11 protein-coding genes, 1 tRNA gene and 1 rRNA gene are annotated in these 18,735 nt (G+C 70.0%); 1 reads left to right on the top strand and 12 read right to left on the bottom strand.

Annotated elements, in window-relative coordinates; genetic code table 11:
* Positions 1-359: 359 nt before the first annotated feature.
* The 9 genes from CCS38_RS06810 to CCS38_RS06770 all read right to left on the bottom strand — a co-directional run bounded on the left by CCS38_RS06810 (position 360) and on the right by CCS38_RS06770 (position 14,573).
* Entirely contained in the window at positions 360-830 is a 471-nt protein-coding gene (locus CCS38_RS06810) for a Dps family protein (RefSeq protein ID WP_223732288.1), read from the bottom strand.
* Positions 831-1,002: 172 nt separating this feature from the next.
* On the bottom strand, positions 1,003-1,386 hold the full coding sequence (locus CCS38_RS06805) for a helix-turn-helix domain-containing protein (protein WP_223732287.1): 384 nt from the start codon (positions 1,384-1,386) through the stop codon (positions 1,003-1,005).
* Positions 1,387-1,495: 109 nt separating this feature from the next.
* Positions 1,496-1,948 (bottom strand): CinA family protein, encoded by a 453-nt coding sequence (locus tag CCS38_RS06800; protein WP_372457011.1) that lies wholly within the window; start codon positions 1,946-1,948, stop codon positions 1,496-1,498.
* A gap of 155 nt (positions 1,949-2,103) precedes the next feature.
* A complete protein-coding gene (pgsA, locus tag CCS38_RS06795) occupies positions 2,104-2,796 on the bottom strand; it encodes a CDP-diacylglycerol--glycerol-3-phosphate 3-phosphatidyltransferase (RefSeq protein ID WP_223732286.1) in 693 nt (230 codons plus the stop codon).
* On the bottom strand, positions 2,793-4,289 hold the full coding sequence (rimO, locus tag CCS38_RS06790; protein ID WP_223732285.1) for a 30S ribosomal protein S12 methylthiotransferase RimO: 1,497 nt from the start codon (positions 4,287-4,289) through the stop codon (positions 2,793-2,795). The genes pgsA and rimO overlap by 4 nt, the downstream gene beginning before the upstream one ends.
* Positions 4,290-4,438: 149 nt before the next feature.
* A complete protein-coding gene (locus tag CCS38_RS06785; protein WP_223732284.1) occupies positions 4,439-5,242 on the bottom strand; it encodes a helix-turn-helix domain-containing protein in 804 nt (267 codons plus the stop codon).
* 214 nt (positions 5,243-5,456) lie between these two features.
* Positions 5,457-8,222 (bottom strand): DNA translocase FtsK, encoded by a 2,766-nt coding sequence (locus CCS38_RS06780; RefSeq protein ID WP_223732283.1) that lies wholly within the window; start codon positions 8,220-8,222, stop codon positions 5,457-5,459.
* Positions 8,223-8,413: 191 nt separating this feature from the next.
* Positions 8,414-9,097 carry a response regulator gene (locus CCS38_RS06775; protein ID WP_223732282.1) on the bottom strand — a complete coding sequence of 228 codons (684 nt, stop codon included), beginning with the start codon at positions 9,095-9,097 and terminating at the stop codon, positions 8,414-8,416.
* Positions 9,098-9,350: 253 nt separating this feature from the next.
* Entirely contained in the window at positions 9,351-14,573 is a 5,223-nt protein-coding gene (locus CCS38_RS06770) for a HAMP domain-containing protein (protein WP_372457009.1), read from the bottom strand.
* A 253-nt stretch (positions 14,574-14,826) separates the two neighbouring features.
* Between CCS38_RS06770 and CCS38_RS06765 the strand changes: the two genes are divergently transcribed.
* Positions 14,827-17,502, top strand: a complete 2,676-nt coding sequence (locus tag CCS38_RS06765; protein WP_372457008.1) for a SpoIIE family protein phosphatase — start codon at positions 14,827-14,829, stop codon at positions 17,500-17,502.
* Between the two features lie 104 nt (positions 17,503-17,606).
* Here CCS38_RS06765 and CCS38_RS06760 read toward each other — a convergent pair.
* From CCS38_RS06760 to rrf, 3 genes are all read right to left on the bottom strand, one after another.
* Positions 17,607-17,679 (bottom strand) — tRNA-Thr (locus CCS38_RS06760).
* A gap of 138 nt (positions 17,680-17,817) precedes the next feature.
* Entirely contained in the window at positions 17,818-18,495 is a 678-nt protein-coding gene (locus tag CCS38_RS06755; protein WP_223732280.1) for a DegT/DnrJ/EryC1/StrS family aminotransferase, read from the bottom strand.
* Positions 18,496-18,611: 116 nt separating this feature from the next.
* Positions 18,612-18,728, bottom strand: a 5S ribosomal RNA gene (gene rrf, locus CCS38_RS06750).
* Between the last annotated feature and the right edge of the window lie 7 nt (positions 18,729-18,735).

The raw sequence follows: 18,735 nt of genomic DNA, 5'->3' as shown, positions 1-18,735 counted from the left end.
GGCAGGGTGGGGGCGCCGGGCCGCGGCCCGGCGCCCCCACCCTGCCGCGGCCCGGTGTCCCGGGCGGCTCGGCGCCCGCGCCCCGGACCGGATGCCGGGAGAAGAAGCCGCGCCATGCCATGACTGCCTCCTCCGGTCGACGGTAGTCGGCCATGGCCCTCCGACGGGAGGGCGCACCGGGGCACGAACGGCGCGTTCCGCAACGCACGACACGCGCTCGGACGGAACCGTTCCCGACCGGTCCGGCCCGGCTCCGGAGTCTGTCACCGGCTGTCGGTTGGCAGTCAGCCACCGGCAGTACGGGTCGGAAGCGATCGGGTCACCGGAGAGTGCCCTACCAGGCCGCCGTCAGGCCGCCATCAGACCGCTTCGGCCTGGAACATCCAGTGGTGCTTCTCCAGGTCGGCGGTGAGCCCGATCAGGAGGTCCTGGGTGACGGGGTCGGGCTCGTCGGTGGCGTTGATGCGCTCCCGCATCCGCTCGATGACGGAGCCGAGCGCCCGTACGAGGGTGGCCACCGCGTCGTTGTCCTTGATCCAGCCGGCGTCGACGGCGCCGATTCCGCTCGTCTTGGCGACGGTCTCCGCGCGGCCGTCGGGGTTCACACCGATCGCGGAGGCCCGCTCGGCCACCGTGTCGGCGTGGCCGCGCACACTGGTGACGACATCATCGAGCTGCAGGTGAACGGAGCGGAAGCGCGGGCCGACGACGTTCCAGTGGACCTGCTTGGCGAGGAGCGACAGGTCGACGAGGTCCACCAGCGCGCCCTGCAGCGCGTCACCGACCGTCTTGCGGTCGCTCTCGGACAGCGTGCTGTTGACGACAGGCATGCATTTCCTCCCGCTTCAAAGCGAATGGTCCGTTTTGGCCATCGTACAAACGATGCCTCACCACAAGAAAAGTCGCAGTTCGGACGAGAGTCTTCGCAGCGCCCTCGGGCAACACGAAGACCCCGGCGGGCGAGTGCCCACCGGGGTCTTCCTCATGCCTGAAACCGTGCGGTCAGGCCGCTACGACATCCACGGCCTCCGCCGGCGCCTTGATCGTCACGCGCTCTTCGGGGACGCCCGTCAGCGAGGTGACGGACACGGGGTTGAACGTGGGGCGCACCGGCGTCGGCACCGGCTCGCTCGCGGCCGCGGAGCGGGCCAGCTCCGCGAGCGCCAGCTCGTCGCTGACCTCCCGCATGAGCTCGGACATCCGTACGTCCAGCGCATCACAAATCGCCGAGAGCAGCTCGGAGGAAGCCTCCTTCTGCCCCCTCTCGACCTCGGACAAATAGCCGAGCGACACCCGGGCGGAGGAGGAGACCTCGCGCAGGGTGCGGCCTTGACGCTGACGCTGTCGGCGCAGCACGTCACCCAGCAGGCGACGGAGCAGAATCATCGCTGGCTCCCTCCTCGGACCTCGGATCCGGATCCTTCTCGCCCCACCGTACCGCCTCGGGCCTCAGCCGTGCCGGGAGCGAGTTCGTGTTCACTCAGGGCTGTAAACATCAGATACCCCCGTGATGTTCCGTATCCTTTGCCCGCGCATTTTCTGTCAGTTCGCTCAACAGCAGGTCCACTACTGCGGTGACGCTGTCCCTGCGGATCCGGTCGCGATCCCCGTGCAACGTCAGCCGGCGCACTTTTCCTTCACCGTCGGGCCCGGTGACCGCGACGTAGACCGTGCCGACCGGCTGCCCGTCCTGCGGGTCGGGGCCGGCGACCCCTGTTGTGGCAATACCCCAGTCGGCGCCGAGCACGCGTCGTACACCCCGTGCCATTTGCCGGGCGACGTCGGCGTCCACCGCACCACGGGTGGCCAGAAGCGCGCCGTCCACACCCAGTACGAGGCTCTTCAGTTCGGTCGCGTACGCCGTGACCGAGCCCCGGAAGCACCGGGAGGCACCGGGAACCGCGGTGAGCACGCCCGCGACCAGGCCGCCGGTCAGCGATTCGGCCACGGCCAGCGTGTGCCCGCGCTCCGTCAACGCCGCCAGCGCCCGCGCAGCGCTCTCCTCGGCGCCGGAGGCAGCAGAAGGCCCGGCCGATGCCGCGAGGGCGTCAGCGCGCGTCTCAGAGCTTTCCTGGGACCCTTGCACAGCCTCCGCACCGCCACTCACGGCGTCGACCCCTGACCGGAAGGCTTCTCACCGGACCGCGCCCGGAGGGCCTCCCGCGACTTGGCCAGCCCGGCCCGGCGCAGTACGACGGCCTGCTTCACGTAGTCCAGGCCCGTGACGACGGTCAGCACCACGGCCACCGCCATCACCCACCAGCGCAGCGTGGCCAGCGGGCCGGTGAGCACGAGGACGTACATCCCGACCGCGGTCCCCTGGGCGAGCGTCTTCATCTTGCCGCCGCGGCTGGCCGGGATGACCGCGTGCCTGATCACCCAGAAGCGCATCAGCGTGATGCCGAGCTCCCGGAAGAGGATCACTCCCGTGACCCACCAGGGCAGGTCGCCCAGGATCGACAGGCAGATCAGCGCGGCGCCCATGATCGCCTTGTCCGCTATCGGGTCGGCGATCTTCCCGAAGTCGGTGACCAGGTCGTACGCGCGCGCCAGGTGGCCGTCGAACAGGTCGGTGATCATGGCGACGGCGAACGCGGCCCAGGCGAACGCGCGCCAAGCCGGGTCGTACCCGCCGCCGTGCATCAGGAGCAGCACGAAGACCGGTACCAGGACCAGCCGCAGCATCGTGAGGATGTTGGCGATGTTCCACAGCCCGGCCTGCCGCCGGACGGTCTTCGGCCGTCCGGCCCCGCCGGCGGCGGAAGCACCTGCGGCGGAAGCCGGGACTCCGGTCATCTGGCCGCCTCCTCGGGACAGCCGGCACCGTGCTCGGCGCCGAGCGGCAGCGGCTCCGCCACGAGGTCCACGCCCTCGGTCGCCACCACCTTTGCTTCGACCATACGACCCGGGACCAGGTCCTCGCCGGTCGTGAGGAAGGTGACGCCGTCGGTCTCCGGGGCCTGGTGCGCCGCGCGGCCGACCACGCCGTCCTCGTCGTCGACCCGGTCGACCAGCACGGAGACGGTCTCGCCCAGGCGCTCCTCGGCGCGCTGCGCGGTCAGCTCCTCGGCCAGCCGGGAGAGGTGCGCCAGGCGCTCGGCCACCAGATCGGGGTCGAGCTTGTTCTCGTAGCCGGCCGCCTCGGTGCCGTCCTCGTCGGAGTACCCGAAGACGCCGATGGCGTCGAGTCTCGCCTCGCTGATGAAGCGTTCCAGCTCGCCGAAGTCCTCCTCGGTCTCCCCGGGGAAGCCAACGATGAAGTTGGAGCGGGCACCGGCCTGCGGCGCCTTCGTACGGATCGTCGCCAGCAGGTCCAGGAACCGCTCGGTGTCCCCGAAGCGGCGCATGGCGCGCAGCACACCGGGAGCCGAGTGCTGGAAGGACAGGTCGAAGTACGGGGCGACCTTGTCGGTGCCGGTCAGGACGTCGATCAGCCCGGGGCGCATCTCGGCGGGCTGGAGGTAGCTGACCCGGATGCGCTCGATGCCGTCGACGGCGGCCAGCTCCGGCAGCAGCGTCTCCAGGAGACGGATGTCACCGAGGTCCTTGCCGTACGAGGTGTTGTTCTCGGAGACCAGCATGACCTCCTTCACACCCTGCTCGGCCAGCCAGCGGGTCTCGCCCAGCACGTCCGAGGGACGGCGCGAGATGAAGGAGCCGCGGAAGGACGGGATGGCGCAGAAGGAGCAGCGGCGGTCGCAGCCGGAGGCGAGCTTCACCGAGGCCACGGGGTTGTTCCCCAGGCGGCGGCGCAGCGGGGCGCGCGGCCCGGAGGCGGGCGCGACGCCCTCGGGCAGGTCCGTGGGGGCCGAGGCGAGTGCGTCACCGTGGCCGGGGAGTGCGACCCCGGCGCCCTGGCGCTCGGCAGGGCTGATCGGCAGCAGCTTGCGCCGGTCGCGCGGGGCGTGCGCCTCGACGTTGCCGCCGCTCAGGATGGTCTGGAGGCGGCCGGAGATGTCGGTGTAGTCGTCGAACCCGAGCACGCCGTCGGCCTCGGGCAGCGCCTCGGCCAGCTCCTTGCCGTACCGCTCGGCCATGCAGCCCACGGCCACCACGGCCTGGGTGCGGCCGTGGTCCTTCAGATCATTGGCTTCCAGGAGAGCGTCGACGGAGTCCTTCTTGGCGGCCTCGACGAAACCACAGGTGTTGACGACGGCGACATCGGCTTCGGCGGCTTCCTCGACGAGCTCCCAGCCGTCCGCTGCCAGGCGGCCTGCGAGCTCCTCCGAGTCCACCTCGTTACGGGCGCAGCCAAGAGTGACAAGGGCGACGGTACGGCGTTCGGGCATGGCGCCCAGCCTACTTCGTCCCGGACGTCCCCATGTCTGGGAGGGTTCCCCGCACCGCCCCGCGCCCCGGCACACGGCCGCCCGCCGCCCCTCCTGGAGGGGCGGCGGGCGTTTCCCCGGCGTTTCCCCGGAAGCCGGCGGGCGTGCGCTCAGCCGGCCTGCGGGTCGCCCGGGGTGTAGCTCAGGCGCTCCACGGAGCCCTTGTCGCCGATCTCCTTGACCTCCTTGCCGTTGACGTACAGCTGTACGGCTCCGGCGTTACCGAGGACCAGGTCGATCCGCTTCTTGTCGGTGAAGGTCTTGGACTCGCCCTTCTGGAGCAGGCCGTCCTCCAGGAGCTTGCCGTTGGCATCCTTTGCGGAGATCCAGCTCTGCCCGTCACGCGCGGTGATCTTGATGGTCACCTTGTCCTTCGGCAGGCCGGCGATGGCGCTGTCGGAGGGGTCGGGCTTGGGGTCGGCGGGCTTGGTCTTGGTCGGGGACGGCTTCACGGTCGGGCTCTCGCCGACATGGCCGTCGGCGACGGACGCCTCCTGGCCCTTGCCGCCGTCGCTGAACAGCGTGAAGCCGACGAAACCGATCACGGCGACGATCGCGGCGACCATCGCGGCCGTCCAGTTCGGACGCCGCCGCTCGGGACGCATGCGTTCCGCTTCGAAGAGCGGCGCCGCCGGGGTCGGCGCGGGCCGGCCGCCGTGCTCGGCATCGAACTGGGCGATCAACGGGGCCGGATCCAGCCCCACGGCACGTGCGAGTGTTCGAATGTGACCACGGGCGTACACGTCCCCGCCGCAACGCGAGAAATCTTCCTGCTCGATCGCGTGCACGATGGGGATGCGCACCCGCGTGGTCGTACTGATCTCGTCGACGGTCAGTCCGGCGTCGACGCGGGCCTTCTGGAGGACACGACCGACGGAAGGCCGGTCGTCTTCAGGGGAGTTGCCGATGGACACGGGGGCGCCTTTCGAGCGTGTAGCCACCTGCTGGATGTTCAGTCTAGGGGTGTACCGAAAGGGTCGGGCAAGCGGGAGAGCGGACTTTGTACGCCATCGGAAGGCCCCCCGGTGCGCACCGGGAGCCCGACGGCCGCGCGTCGTTCCGTCTCTTCCATCAACTTGACGTATCGGCAGAAGAAACGGTTGCTTGCGATCTCTTTCGAGTGACCTGTCAGTGAGCCTCCCCCCGAATCACGGCAAGCACTCCTTCCAGATCCTCCGGCTTCACCAGAACATCGCGCGCCTTGGAACCCTCGCTGGGCCCCACGATGTCCCGCGACTCCATCAGGTCCATCAGCCGCCCGGCCTTCGCGAACCCCACCCGCAGCTTGCGCTGCAGCATCGACGTGGACCCGAACTGCGTGGAGACGACCAGCTCGGCGGCCTGGCACAGCAGGTCCAGGTCGTCGCCGATGTCCTCGTCGATCTCCTTCTTCTTGCTCTGCCCGACCGTGACGTCGTCCCGGAAGACCGGGGCCATCTGCTCCTTGCAGTGCTTGACCACCGCCGCGACCTCCGCCTCCTGCACGAAGGCGCCCTGCATACGGGTCGGCTTGCTCGCACCCATCGGCAGGAACAGGCTGTCACCCTTTCCGATGAGCTTCTCCGCGCCCGGCTGGTCCAGGATGACCCGGCTGTCGGCCAGCGAGGACGTCGCGAAGGCGAGCCGCGAGGGCACGTTCGCCTTGATCAGGCCCGTGACCACGTCGACCGACGGGCGCTGCGTCGCCAGCACCAGGTGGATGCCGGCCGCGCGCGCCAGCTGGGTGATCCGGACGATGGAGTCCTCCACGTCCCGCGGCGCGACCATCATCAGGTCCGCCAGCTCGTCCACGATCACCAGCAGATACGGATACGGCGACAGCTCGCGCTCGCTACCCTCGGGGGCCTGCGCCTTGCCGCTGCGCACCGCCTCATTGAAGTCGTCGATGTGCCGGTACCCGTAGGCCGCGAGGTCGTCGTAACGGAGGTCCATCTCGCGCACCACCCACTGCAGCGCCTCGGCGGCGCGCTTGGGGTTGGTGATGATCGGTGTGATCAGGTGCGGGATGCCTTCGTACGCGGTCAGCTCGACCCGCTTGGGGTCGATCAGCACCATCCGTACGTCCTCCGGCGTGGCCCTGGCCATGACCGAGGTGATCAGGCAGTTGATGCAGGAGGACTTGCCGGAGCCGGTGGCGCCCGCGACCAGGACGTGCGGCATCTTCGCCAGGTTCGCCGAGACGTAGCCGCCCTCGACGTCCTTGCCGAGCCCGACCACCATCGGGTGGTCGTCGCCCACCGCGGCCGCCGAGCGCAGCACGTCCCCGAGGTTGACCATCTCGCGGTCGCTGTTGGGGATCTCGATGCCGACCGCGGACTTGCCCGGGATCGGGTTGATGATCCGCACGTCCGGGCTGGCCACCGCGTACGCGATGTTCTTCGCCAGCGCGGTGATCTTCTCGACCTTCACGCCCGGACCGAGCTCGATCTCGTACCGGGTGACCGTCGGCCCCCGGGTGAAGCCGGTGACCGCGGCGTCGACCTTGAACTCCTGGAACACCTTCGACAGCGACTCCACCACCGCGTCGTTGGCCGCGCTGCGCGTCTTGCCGGGCCCACCGCGCTCCATCAGGTCCAGCGAGGGCAGCGCATACGTGATGTCACCGGCCAGCTGGAGCTGCTCGGCGCGCGGCGGCAGGTCGGAGACGGGCTCCGGCGCGCGCTTGGTGAAGTCGGGGACCGACGAGGTGCTCTCCGGGGCAGCGGCGGGCGGCTCGGCGCCGCGCGCGGGCGGTACGGACGAGCCCTGGAAGCCCGTACCGCTGTCCTCGTGGTCGCCGCGGTCGCCCTTGATGCCACTGCTGATGTCGGCCACCAGGGCCGAGGGCTGGATGCCGTGCAGCACCGCGCCGTCCAGGTTGGCGGCGTATCCGGCGGCCACGTCCACCGCGTCCTTGGACCGCGCGGGCTCCCACTCGGCGGCCGGTTCCGCGGCCGGCTCAGCGGCCGTACGGCGCGATGTGCGGCGCTTGGCGAGTGCGGCCTCCTCCGCGGCCTCCGGGGACGTCTCCAGCTCCTCGGAGCGGCTCCGGCGGCCCTTGCGGGCCGGCTGCTCGCGCGGCTCGCCGGCGAAGGCGTCGGCGTCCGGCTCGTACGTCTCCAGGAGGCCCAGCCGCATGCCGAGCGCGCGGAACCGCCGCGGAATGGCCGTGACCGGCGTCGCGGTGACCACCAGCAGGCCGAAGACGGTCACCAGCACCAGCAGTGCCACCGACAGGGTCTGCCCGACCATGAAGAGCAGCGGTTTGGACACGGCCCAGCCGAGGTACCCGCCGGCGTCCCGCACCCCCGCCACATCGTCCTGGTCCGGCGAGCCGCAGGCGATCGCGACCTGCCCGAGCACGCCGACCACCAGCGCCGACAGCCCGATGACGATCCGCCCGTTCGCCTCCGGCTGTTCGGGGCGGAAGAAGACCCGGGCGGCGATGCCGCCCACCAGTATCGGTACGAGCAGGTCCAGCCGGCCGAACGCGCCGGTCACCAGCAGCTCGACGACATCACCGACCGGGCCGTTGAGATTGGCCCAGGTGCCCGCCGCGATGACCAGGCCGAGGCCGAGCAGGGCCAGCGCCAGGCCGTCCTTGCGGTGGGCCGGGTCGAGATTCTTCGCGCTGCGCCCCATGCCCCGGAAGAGCCAGCCGACAGTGTGCGCGAGGCCCAGCCAGAGGGCGCGCACCGCGCGGTAGATGCCCCCGGTCGGCGACGGCGCGGGCTTCTTCGCCACCGCCTTCTTCGCGGGGGCCTTCTTCGCGGCCGCTGCCTTCTTGGGCGGTGCCTTCTTGGCGGCGGGCGGCTTCGCCGCGGTCTTCTTGGCGGCGCCCCCGGGGCGCCCGGCGCGCTGCTTCGAGGGGCCCGCCGTGCTCTGGGAACCCTTGCCGGACGTACGTGAGGCCATGGTGACGAGGTTACAGGCGACGACCCGGGGTGACACGGGCGCTCGGGCCTTCACCCGTTCGTGTCGTAACCAACGCGCCATATGGGCGGTTGGCCCGCACCGGGCCCAACACCCGGGACTGCGCCGGGAGCTGCTGCCGGGTCAGCTCCGCTGCCGGGCGGCGCCGGCGCCGAACACCCGGCGCCGCGCCGTCAGCTCTGCGACGGTACGGACGGCGTGTCGCTGTTGCCCGCGCCCGGCTCCAGGGCGTCCAGCGCGCGGCGCAGTCCGGTCAGCTTCCGCTCCAGATGTGCGGCCGTCGCCACGGCGGCGGCGTCCGCCGACTCGTCCAGCTGTTTGGACAGCGCCTCGGCCTGCTCCTCGACGGCCGCCAGCCGCGCGGAGAGCTCGGCGAGCAGCCCCGCCGCCTCCTTGGCTTCCTCGTCGTCGGCCGACTGGCCGCCCTCCAGCTGCAGCCGCAGCAGCGACGCCTGCTCCCGCAGCTTGACGTTCTTCATGTACAGCTCGACGAAGACCGAGACCTTGGCGCGCAGCACCCAGGGGTCGAACGGCTTGGAGATGTAGTCCACCGCACCCGCCGCGTAGCCGCGGAAGGTGTGGTGCGGGCCGTGGTTGATCGCCGTGAGGAAGATGATCGGGATGTCCCGCGTCCGCTCACGCCGCTTGATGTGTGCCGCGGTCTCGAACCCGTCCATCCCCGGCATCTGCACATCGAGCAGAATCACCGCGAAATCGTCGGTGAGCAGCGCCTTGAGCGCTTCCTCCCCGGACGATGCCCGCACCAGCGTCTGATCGAGCGCGGAGAGGATCGCCTCCAGCGCCAGCAGATTCTCCGGCCGGTCATCGACCAGGAGGATCTTGGCCTTCTGCACCATGGCCCGTCCTCCTCGCCCCGGCACTCCACCGGACGCCGCCCCAGGGGACGGCTCCGTCATGCCGCCCGTACTTGTGCCGGTCATGGTAGCCGCACCCCGCCTGTCGCCACACCCTGTCACCGCTATGTCACCGTGCACGTAGCAGAAACGCAGCGGGAGACCAGAAGGTTCCCCGAATACCGTGCTCCCACACGTGCACGACCACAGGGAGTCAGCATATGGGCGGAGGCGCGGCCTCTCCGTGCACGCCCCGTCACTCCGCGCGCATCCATTGCTGCATGACCGAGAGCAGATGATCGGTGTCCACCGGCTTCGTCACGTAGTCGGAAGCCCCGGACTCGATGCTCTTCTCCCGGTCGCCCTTCATGGCCTTGGCCGTCAGGGCGATGATCGGCAGCCCGGCGAACTGCGGCATCCGGCGGATCGCCGCGGTCGTGGCGTAACCGTCCATCTCCGGCATCATGATGTCCATCAGCACCACTGTCACATCATCGTGCTGTTCCAGCACCTCGATGCCCTCACGGCCGTTCTCCGCGTACAGCACCGACAGGCCGTGCTGCTCCAGGACGCTGGTGAGCGCGAAGACGTTGCGGATGTCGTCGTCGACGATCAGCACCTTCTCGCCGTGGAAACCGCCGCTCTCGGAGGACGGCGCCACCAGATCCTGTCCGCTGCCCAGCCACGGCTCGTCCGCGGACTGCGGCGGCTGCGCGACGGTCGGCCCGCCGGGCAGCGCGGGCCGCGGCGCCGCGCCCGAAATGCCGCGCCGGCGACGGCGGTTGAGGCCCGAGATCGCGGCGTCCGGAGTGGTCGCCGCCTCCTCCGCAGCGCGGTGCGCCGCCGCCTCCTGCTCGGCGATCTCCGCGTCGTGCGCCTCCGCGTCCATCGCGAAGCCGCCCGCGACCAGCTGGGGGTAGCCCTGCGGCGGCAGCCCGCCCGGGTTGTACGGGAGGTACAGCGTGAAGGTCGAGCCGCGGCCCGGCTCACTGGCCGCGTGGATCTCGCCGCCCAGGAGCCGCGCGATCTCGCGGCTGATGGACAGGCCCAGGCCCGTACCGCCGTACTTCCGGCTCGTCGTGCCGTCCGCCTGCTTGAACGCCTCGAAGATCACTCGCATCTTGCTGGACGCGATGCCGATACCGGTGTCCGTCACCGAGAAGGCGATCATGTCGGCGTCCGCGTCGCGCAGCGCGCCGTGCTCCAGGAGCTGCTCGCGGATGGCCATGGGGACGTCCGCGCCGGCCGGCCTGATGACCAGCTCCACCGCTCCGGAGTCGGTGAACTTCACCGCATTGGAGAGCAGGTTGCGCAGCACCTGAAGGAGGCGCTGTTCATCGGTGTGCAGCGTCGCGGGCAGCTCCGGGGAGACCCGTACCGAGAAGTCCAGGCCCTTCTCCGCGGTCAGCGGCCGGAACGTCGCCTCGACGTAGTCCACCAGCTGCACCAGCGCGATCCGGGTCGGGCTGACGTCCATCTTGCCCGCCTCGACCTTCGACAGGTCCAGGATGTCGTTGATCAGCTGGAGCAGGTCCGAGCCCGCGCCGTGGATCGTCTCGGCGAACTCCACCTGCTTCGGCGAGAGATTGCCCTCGGCGTTGTCGGCCAGCAACTTGGCGAGAATCAGCAGGGAGTTGAGCGGCGTACGCAGCTCGTGCGACATGTTCGCGAGGAACTCGCTCTTGTACCGCATCGAGACCGCGAGCTGCTCGGCGCGCTCCTCCAGGACCTGCCGCGCCTCCTCGATCTCGGTGTTCTTCACCTCGATGTCGCGGTTCTGCTTGCGCAGCTGCTCCGCCTTCTCCTCCAGCTCGGAGTTGGACAGCTCCAACGCGCGCTGCCGGCTCTCCAGCTCCGCCGAGCGCTCCTTGAGCTGCTCGGTCAGCTCCTGGGACTGGCTCAGCAGGATCTCGGTCTTGGTGTTGACCGAGATCGTGTTGACGCTGGTCGCGATCATTTCCGCGATCTGGCTGAGGAAGTCCTTCTGGATCTGCGTGAACGGCTGGAACGACGCCAGCTCGATGACGCCCAGCACCTTGTCCTCGAAGAGCACGGGCAGCACGATCACGTTGGCGGGCGGCGCCTCGCCCAGTCCGGAGGAGATCTTCAGGTATCCCGCCGGCACGTTCTCCACCAGGATGGTGCGCTTCTCCTCCGCCGCGGTGCCGATGAGCGTCTCGCCCGGAACGAAGGTGGTGGGCATTGCACCCATCGAATAGCCGTACGAGCCCGTCAGGCGCAGCTCGTAGTCGCCCGCCTCGCCGCCGTCCGCGCCGATCTCCTGGTTGTCGTCGGCCGACGTCGCGAGGAAGAACGCGCCGTGCTGCGCGGAGACCGCGGGCGACAGCTCGCTCATGATGAGCTTCGCGACGTCCTTGAGGTCGCGGCGGCCCTGCATCAGGCCGGAGATCCGGGCGAGGTTGCCCTTCAGCCAGTCCTGCTCCTCGTTGGCGAGTGTGGTCTCGCGGAGCGTGGCGATCATCGTGTTGACGTTGTCCTGAAGCTCCAGGATCTCGCCGGCCGCGTCCACGTCGATGCGGACGTTGTGGTCGCCGAGGGTCACCGCCGCGGCGACGGCGGCGATCGCACGCACCTGACGGGTGAGGTTCCCCGCCATCTCGTTCACCGATTCGGTCAGGTCCTTCCAGGTACCGGCAACACCGCGCACCTGCGCCTGACCGCCCAGCTGGCCTTCCGTACCCACCTCACGGGCCACCCGGGTGACCTGCTCGGCGAAGGACGACAGCTGGTCGACCATCGTGTTGATCGTCGTCTTCAGCTCCAGGATCTCGCCCCGGGCGTCGATGTCGATCTTCTTGGTCAGATCACCCTTCGCGATGGCCGTCGTGACCATCGCGATGTTCCGCACCTGTCCGGTCAGGTTGGACGCCATGGAGTTCACCGACTCCGTGAGGTCCTTCCACGTACCGGCGACACCCGGCACCCGGGCCTGACCGCCCAGGATCCCGTCGGTGCCCACCTCACGGGCGACTCGCGTCACCTCGTCGGCGAACGACGACAGGGTCGTCACCATCGTGTTCACCGTGTCGGCCAGCGTCGCGACCTCGCCACGCGCCTCGACCGTGACCTTCTTGGTCAGATCGCCGTTGGCGACCGCCGTGGCGACCTGGGAGATGTTCCGCACCTGGCTGGTCAGGTTGTTGGCCATCAGGTTGACGTTGTCGCTGAGGTCCTTCCAGATGCCGGTGACGTCCCGCACCCGGGCCTGGCCGCCCAGCTGGCCCTCCGTACCCACCTCACGGGCGACCCGCGTCACCTGCTCGGCGAAGTCGGAGAGCTGGTCGACCATGGTGTTCACGGTCGTCACCAGTTCGAGGATCTCGCCCTTGGCGTCGACAGTGATCTTCTTGGACAGGTCGCCGCGGGCCACCGCGGTCGTCACCTCGGCGATGTTGCGCACCTGAGAGGTCAGGTTGTTCGCCATGCCGTTCACGGACTGGGTGAGGTCCTTCCAGGTGCCGCTCACCCCCTGGACCTCGGCCTGGCCGCCCAGGATGCCCTCGGTACCCACCTCGCGGGCCACCCGGGTCACCTGCTCGGCGAAGGAGGACAGCTGGTCCACCATCGTGTTCAGCGTGTTCTTGAGCTCCAGGATCTCGCCGCGGGCGTCCACGTCGATCTTCTGGGAGAGGTCACCGCGGGCCACCGCGGTCGCGACCTGGGCGATGTTCCGGACCTGAGCGGTCAGGTTGCCCGCCATACCGTTCACCGAATCGGTCAGGTCGCGCCACACACCGGCCACGCCCGGCACCTGAGCCTGACCGCCCAGCCGGCCGTCCGTACCCACCTCGCGGGCGACTCTCGTCACCTGCTCCGCGAACGCCGAGAGCTGGTCGACCATCGTGTTGATGGTGTTCTTCAGCTCCAGGATCTCGCCGCGTGCGTCGACGTCGATCTTCTGCGACAGATCACCCCGGGCGACCGCCGTCGTCACCTGCGCGATCTGCCGCACCTGGGATGTGAGGTTCCCCGCCATGAAGTTGACGGAGTCGGTCAGTTCCTTCCACGTACCGCTCACGCCCGGAACCTGGGCCTGACCGCCCAGGCGGCCCTCCGTACCCACGTCCCTGGCCATCCGCGTGACCTGGTCGGCGAACGAGGACAGCTGGTCCACCATCGTGTTCACGGTGTTCTTCAGCTGGAGCATCTCGCCGGAGACGTCGACGGTGACCTTCTGCGACAGATCACCGTTGGCCACCGCCGTCGTGACCTGCGCAATGTTCCGGACCTGGCCGGTGAGGTTCCGGAAGGCCGTGTTCACCGAGTCGGTGAGGTCCTTCCACGTGCCGGCCGCGCCCGGCACCTGCGCCTGACCGCCCAGCTCACCCTCGACACCGATCTCCCGGGCCACCCGCGTGACCTCGGCACCGAAGGAGGACAGCTGGTCCACCATCGTGTTCACGGTGTTCTTCAGCTCCAGCATCTCGCCGGAGACGTCGACCGTGACCTTCTGCGACAGATCACCATTGGCCACCGCCGTCGTGACCTGCGCAATGTCCCGCACCTGACCGGTGAGGTTCCGGAACGCGTTGTTCACCGAGTCGGTGAGGTCCTTCCACGTGCCGGCCGCGCCCGGCACCTGCGCCTGACCACCCAGCTGGCCCTCGGCGCCGACCTCGTTCGCCACTCGCGTGACCTCGGAGGCGAAGGACGAGAGCTGGTCCACCATCGTGTTGACGGTGTTCTTCAGCTCCAGCATCTCGCCCGCGACGTGGACGGTGACCTTTCGGGAGAGGTCACCCTTGGCCACCGCGGTCGTGACGAGAGCAATGTCACGTACCTGAGCGGTGAGCCGTGAGGCCATCGTGTTGACCGAATCCGTGAGGTCCTTCCACGAACCGGACATTCCGCGGACCCGGGCCTGGCCGCCGAGCTTGCCCTCGGTACCGACCTCACTGGCGACCCTCGTCACCTCGTCGGTGAACGCCGACAGCTGGTCCACCAGCCCGTTCACCGTGCGGCCGACCTTCAGGAACTCGCCCCGCAGCGGGTGCGCCGTCGTCCCGTCACTGCTCCGCGTCCGCAGGTCCATGCGCTGTTCGAGGTCACCCTCGGACACCGCGGACAGCACCCGGCCCACCTCGGAGACCGGCCGTACGAGGTCGTCCACGAGCGCGTTGGACGCGTCGATCGCGGCCGCCCAGGAGCCCTCACAGGCCCCCACTTCCAGGCGCTCTGTGAGCTTTCCCTCACGTCCCACGACCCTCCGCACCCGGGCCAGCTCGCCCGTGAGGTGCAGATTGCGGTCGGCGACCTCGTTGAAGACGGCCGCCACCTCCGCCATGATCCCGTCGCCGGAGACGGTCAGCCGCTTGCGGAAGTTCCCGTCCCGCATCGACACGAGAGCGGACAGCAGGCGGTTCAGCGCCGCCGTGTCCACCTCTGTCGTCCCGTTGTTGCGGGAGCGTCCGCCTTTCGCGCGCGTGCTTGCACCCCGCGCCGCTCCGCCAGACTCCACCGTGTCCCTCCCGCAGGGTCGACCGTTCTACCCGGGCCTTCTCTTGAAGCCTTCCCAGTGTTTCACCATGGCCCAACCAGGCCATAACAGTTCGGCAGCATCGCATACCGTCCGTGGCGAGCCCGGGGCGGGAAACACACGTGACCGGCATCCATATGGGCGTCGAAGGTAAGTACCCTGGGCTCCGGCTGTCCACCCGCACGGCCGGTGCGGTGGCGCGAGCACGACGGGCATTCGGAGGGGCGCCGCGAATATGGGGGAGCAGATCACCGACACACGCATGAGGAGACCAGTGATCACCGCGCGGGCCGCTGCCACCTTCGAGCCGGTAGGGCGCTCGGTCGCCACGGCGCGGGCTTTCGTGCGCGACACCCTCCAGGGCTGGGGCCACGGCGACATCATCGACGACGCCGTCGTCCTCACCAGCGAGCTGGTCACCAACGCCGTCGTACACGCCGGCACCGCCGCCGACGTGCTCTGCCTCCGTACCGACACCGGCGTCCGCATCGAGGTCGCCGACCGCTATCCGGAGCGCGAGGTGCCCGTACAGAGCTCCGGACAGGCGCTCGCCCACCCCGACCGCGAGGGCGGCCGCGGACTGCTGCTGTGCGGCGCCCTGGCCACCCGCTGGGGCGTGGAGTACACCCCCTCCCAGAAGCACGTCTGGTTCCAGCTCGACCTGCCCGAGCGCCCCGCCGGCACCCGGTCCGCCGGCCCCGCGCTCCCCGTGGACGCGCTCCCCGTCGCCGAGCACCGGGTCCGCGTCGCCGTCGTCCAGATCGACCGCGGCGGCTGCATCAGCTCCTGGAACGAGGACGCGCAGGAACTCTTCGCCTATGCGCCCGAACAGGTGATCGGCAAGCCCCTCACCGACTTCGCGGCCTGGCCGCACACCCCCGGTACGGGCACCGGCATCGCCGAGGCCCTCCAGCTCTCCCGCTGGGAGGGCAGCTACGGCATAAGGGGCGCCGACGGCCGCGTCGTCCCCGTGTACGCCTCGCACCTACGGGTGCGCGACGCCGACGGCGAGCCCTCCACGGTCTGCCTCCTCGTCCGCGACCACGAGCGCGCCGTCCTCGCGAGCCCTCCGCGCACCCCGTCGGACTCCTCCGCCCAGCAGTCCGAGGGCCACGGCCCCGCCGACCCGTTCGAAGTCTTCATCGGCTCCCCCGCCCCCGACGACCTCGACGGACTCCTGCAGCGCACGGTCGAACGCGCCCGCGACATGCTCGACGGCGACGCCGCGTACCTCCTCCTGGCCACCGACGACGAGACCGAGCTGGAGGTCCGCGCCTCCACGGGGCTGCCCTCCGCCCGCCAGCGCTTCGCACGCGTCCCTGTGGAGGCCGGCAGCGGCCGCTACGGCTCGGCCCGCATGCCGGCCGTCCACGAGGACCTGACGGCCGTACAGGGCGCCGTACCGCTGCTCTCCGGTACGGGCATGCGCTCGGTCGTCACGGTCCCGCTCAAGGTCGAGGGCCGCCTCACCGGCTCCCTCGGCGTCGCCGCCGAGACCCCCAGCCGCTATACGAACGAAGAAGCGCTGCGCCTCCAGTTCGCCGCCGACCGCATCGCACTCGCCGTCGAACGCGCCCGCCTCACCGAACTGGAAAAGCTCCGCCGCGGCTCGCTCTCCTTCCTGGTCGAGGCGTCCGACCTGCTCGCCGGCACCCTGGACCGCAATCAGACGCTGGCCCTCATGGCCCAGATGACGGTCCCCACGCTCGCCACCTGGTGCGCCGTGTACACCGTCGCGGACCAGACGTCCGAGCCCGAACTCTCCTTCGTGCTGCACGAGGACGAGGACCGCATCGACGGCCTCAAGACCCTGCTGCAGAAAGTCCCGCCGCCGGAGCCGGTGCCCACCCCCGGGGCCCGCGTATGGAGCGCCCCGGGAGACGCGGCCCACGACGCCGCCCTGCGGACCTCGTTGCGCAGCCTCGGACTGGGCGCCTCCGCACGGCCCTCCAGCGGCCCCGGCGCCACGCTGGCCACCGCCTCGGCCGTCGGCGGCGAGACCGTCGTCCTGCCGCTCGTCGCCCGTAACCGCGTCATCGGCATGCTCACCCTCGGCAAGCCCACCGAGGAGCACTTCCGCCAGGAGATCCTCGAACTCGCCGAGGACCTCTCCCGAAGGGCCGCGCTCGCCCTGGACAACGCGCGCCTGTACTCGGAGCGCACGGCAATCAGCCAGTCCCTCCAGCGCAGCCTGCTCCCGCCCGAACTCCCGGACGTACCCGGCGTCGAGGTCGAGGTCATCTACCGCGCCGCGGGCGAGGGCAACGAGGTCGGCGGCGACTTCTACGACCTCTTCCCCATCCGCGACGGCGCGTACGGCTTCGCCATCGGCGACGTCTGCGGTACGGGCCCGGAGGCCGCGGCCGTCACGGGCCTCGCCCGGCACGCGCTGCGGCTGCTCGCCCGTGAGGGCTTCGGCGGCCCCGCCGTCCTGGAGCGCCTCAACGCCGCGATCCTCGACGAGGGCGCGCGCAGCCGCTTCCTCACGCTCCTCTACGGCGAACTGTGGCCCCAGCGCGACGGCAGCGCCGTACTGAAGGTCGTCTGCGCGGGCCATCCGCTGCCCCTGCGGCTGCGCCAGGACGGCACGGTCGAACCCGCCGCCGAACCGCAGCCGCTGCTGGGCGTCATGGACGACCTGGAGCTGTACGCCCAGACGGTCACCCTCGACCCCGGCGACGTCCTGCTCTGCGTCACCGACGGCGTCACGGAGCGCCGCGAGGGCACGCGCATGCTCGGAGACGACGGTCTGGCCGACGTCCTGACGACCTGTACGGGCCTCACGGCCGGCGCGGTCGCCGCGCGCATCCTGCGCGCCGTGGAGCGCTTCGCCGCCGAGCCCGCCTCGGACGACATGGCCATCCTCGCCATGCGGGTGCCGCAGGCGGTGCACGAGAGCGTGGCGCTGTAAGACGTGCTGTAAAGACTTCGGGGCCTGGGGCATCGCCTCAGGCCCCAACTATTCGTCCCCATGCAAAAAAGGCCCCCGCCTGATGGCGGGGGCCTTTTCTTCAGAGCCCCAATACGGAATCGAACCGTAGACCTTCTCCTTACCATGGAGACGCTCTGCCGACTGAGCTATTGGGGCGCGCCGACGGGAATAACTATACCTGACTCCGAGCCGTGGTTCGAACCACCTGCCGACCAGGTCAGCCACGCACTCCCGGTAAATCGGAATTACCCGACAGCGCTCCCGCCCGCATTACTGCAGTTACTCCCGCCGCGGTCAGAACGCCGGCTGGAGAAGCCCGCCGAGCGCATTGCACGCGCTCACGACGCGCTGCAATTCACGGCGGGTCAGCGTCCCCGTGACGGGCAGCGCCAGCGTCTCGTCGCACGCCCGCTCCGTCTGCGGCAGCAGCAGGTCCCGCCGGTAGGCAGGCATCCGGTACACCGGCACCGGCACGGGCACCCGGCAGGGCACGCCCTTGGCCCGCAGCGTCCGCGCGAAGGCGTCGCGGTCCGGCCGGCCATTGCCCGGGACCCGGACCACGTACTGCTCGTACGTGTGCGGCGCCCGCTCCGTGGGCGTCACGACGCCCCGCAGACGCCCGTCGAAGTACGTCGCGTACGCCCGCCGCTGCTCGGCGCCACCGGGGGCCGCGCCGGGCTCCTCGGCGCCGTGCACCAGCAGCCCGTGGCGCGCGCCCAGCTCCTGCAGCCTGGCCATGTCGGCCTGCTGTCCGAAGCGGTGCACGGCGATGACGGCGGCGGTCCTGGAGGTCAGCACGTCCGCCACGGCGGCCGGGTCGATGCAGTAGGTGTCCGGGTCGATGTCGGCGAAGACCGGTGCGGCTCCGGCGCGCACGACGGCCTCGGTGACCTCGGCGTTGCCGAACGCCGGCACCACGACCTCGTCGCCGATGCCGATACCGGCCGACTCAAGCGTTCCACTTGTCCCCATGCCTCCGGATGCTGGCGGCCGAACGTGAACGGCAGGTGACGCGCTGCACTGCAATTGCCGAACAAAAAAGCTCCGGTCCCTGAACCAGAAGGTTCAGGGACCGGAGCTGAAGAATTGTTCGGCGGCGTCCTACTCTCCCACAGGGTCCCCCCTGCAGTACCATCGGCGCTGAAAGGCTTAGCTTCCGGGTTCGAAATGTAACCGGGCGTTTCCCTAACGCTATGACCACCGAAACACTAT

The organism is Streptomyces purpurogeneiscleroticus, from assembly GCF_020024005.1.
GTDB classification, from domain to species: domain Bacteria; phylum Actinomycetota; class Actinomycetes; order Streptomycetales; family Streptomycetaceae; genus Streptomyces; species Streptomyces purpurogeneiscleroticus.
This window is presented reverse-complemented; position numbering and strand designations above follow the sequence as displayed.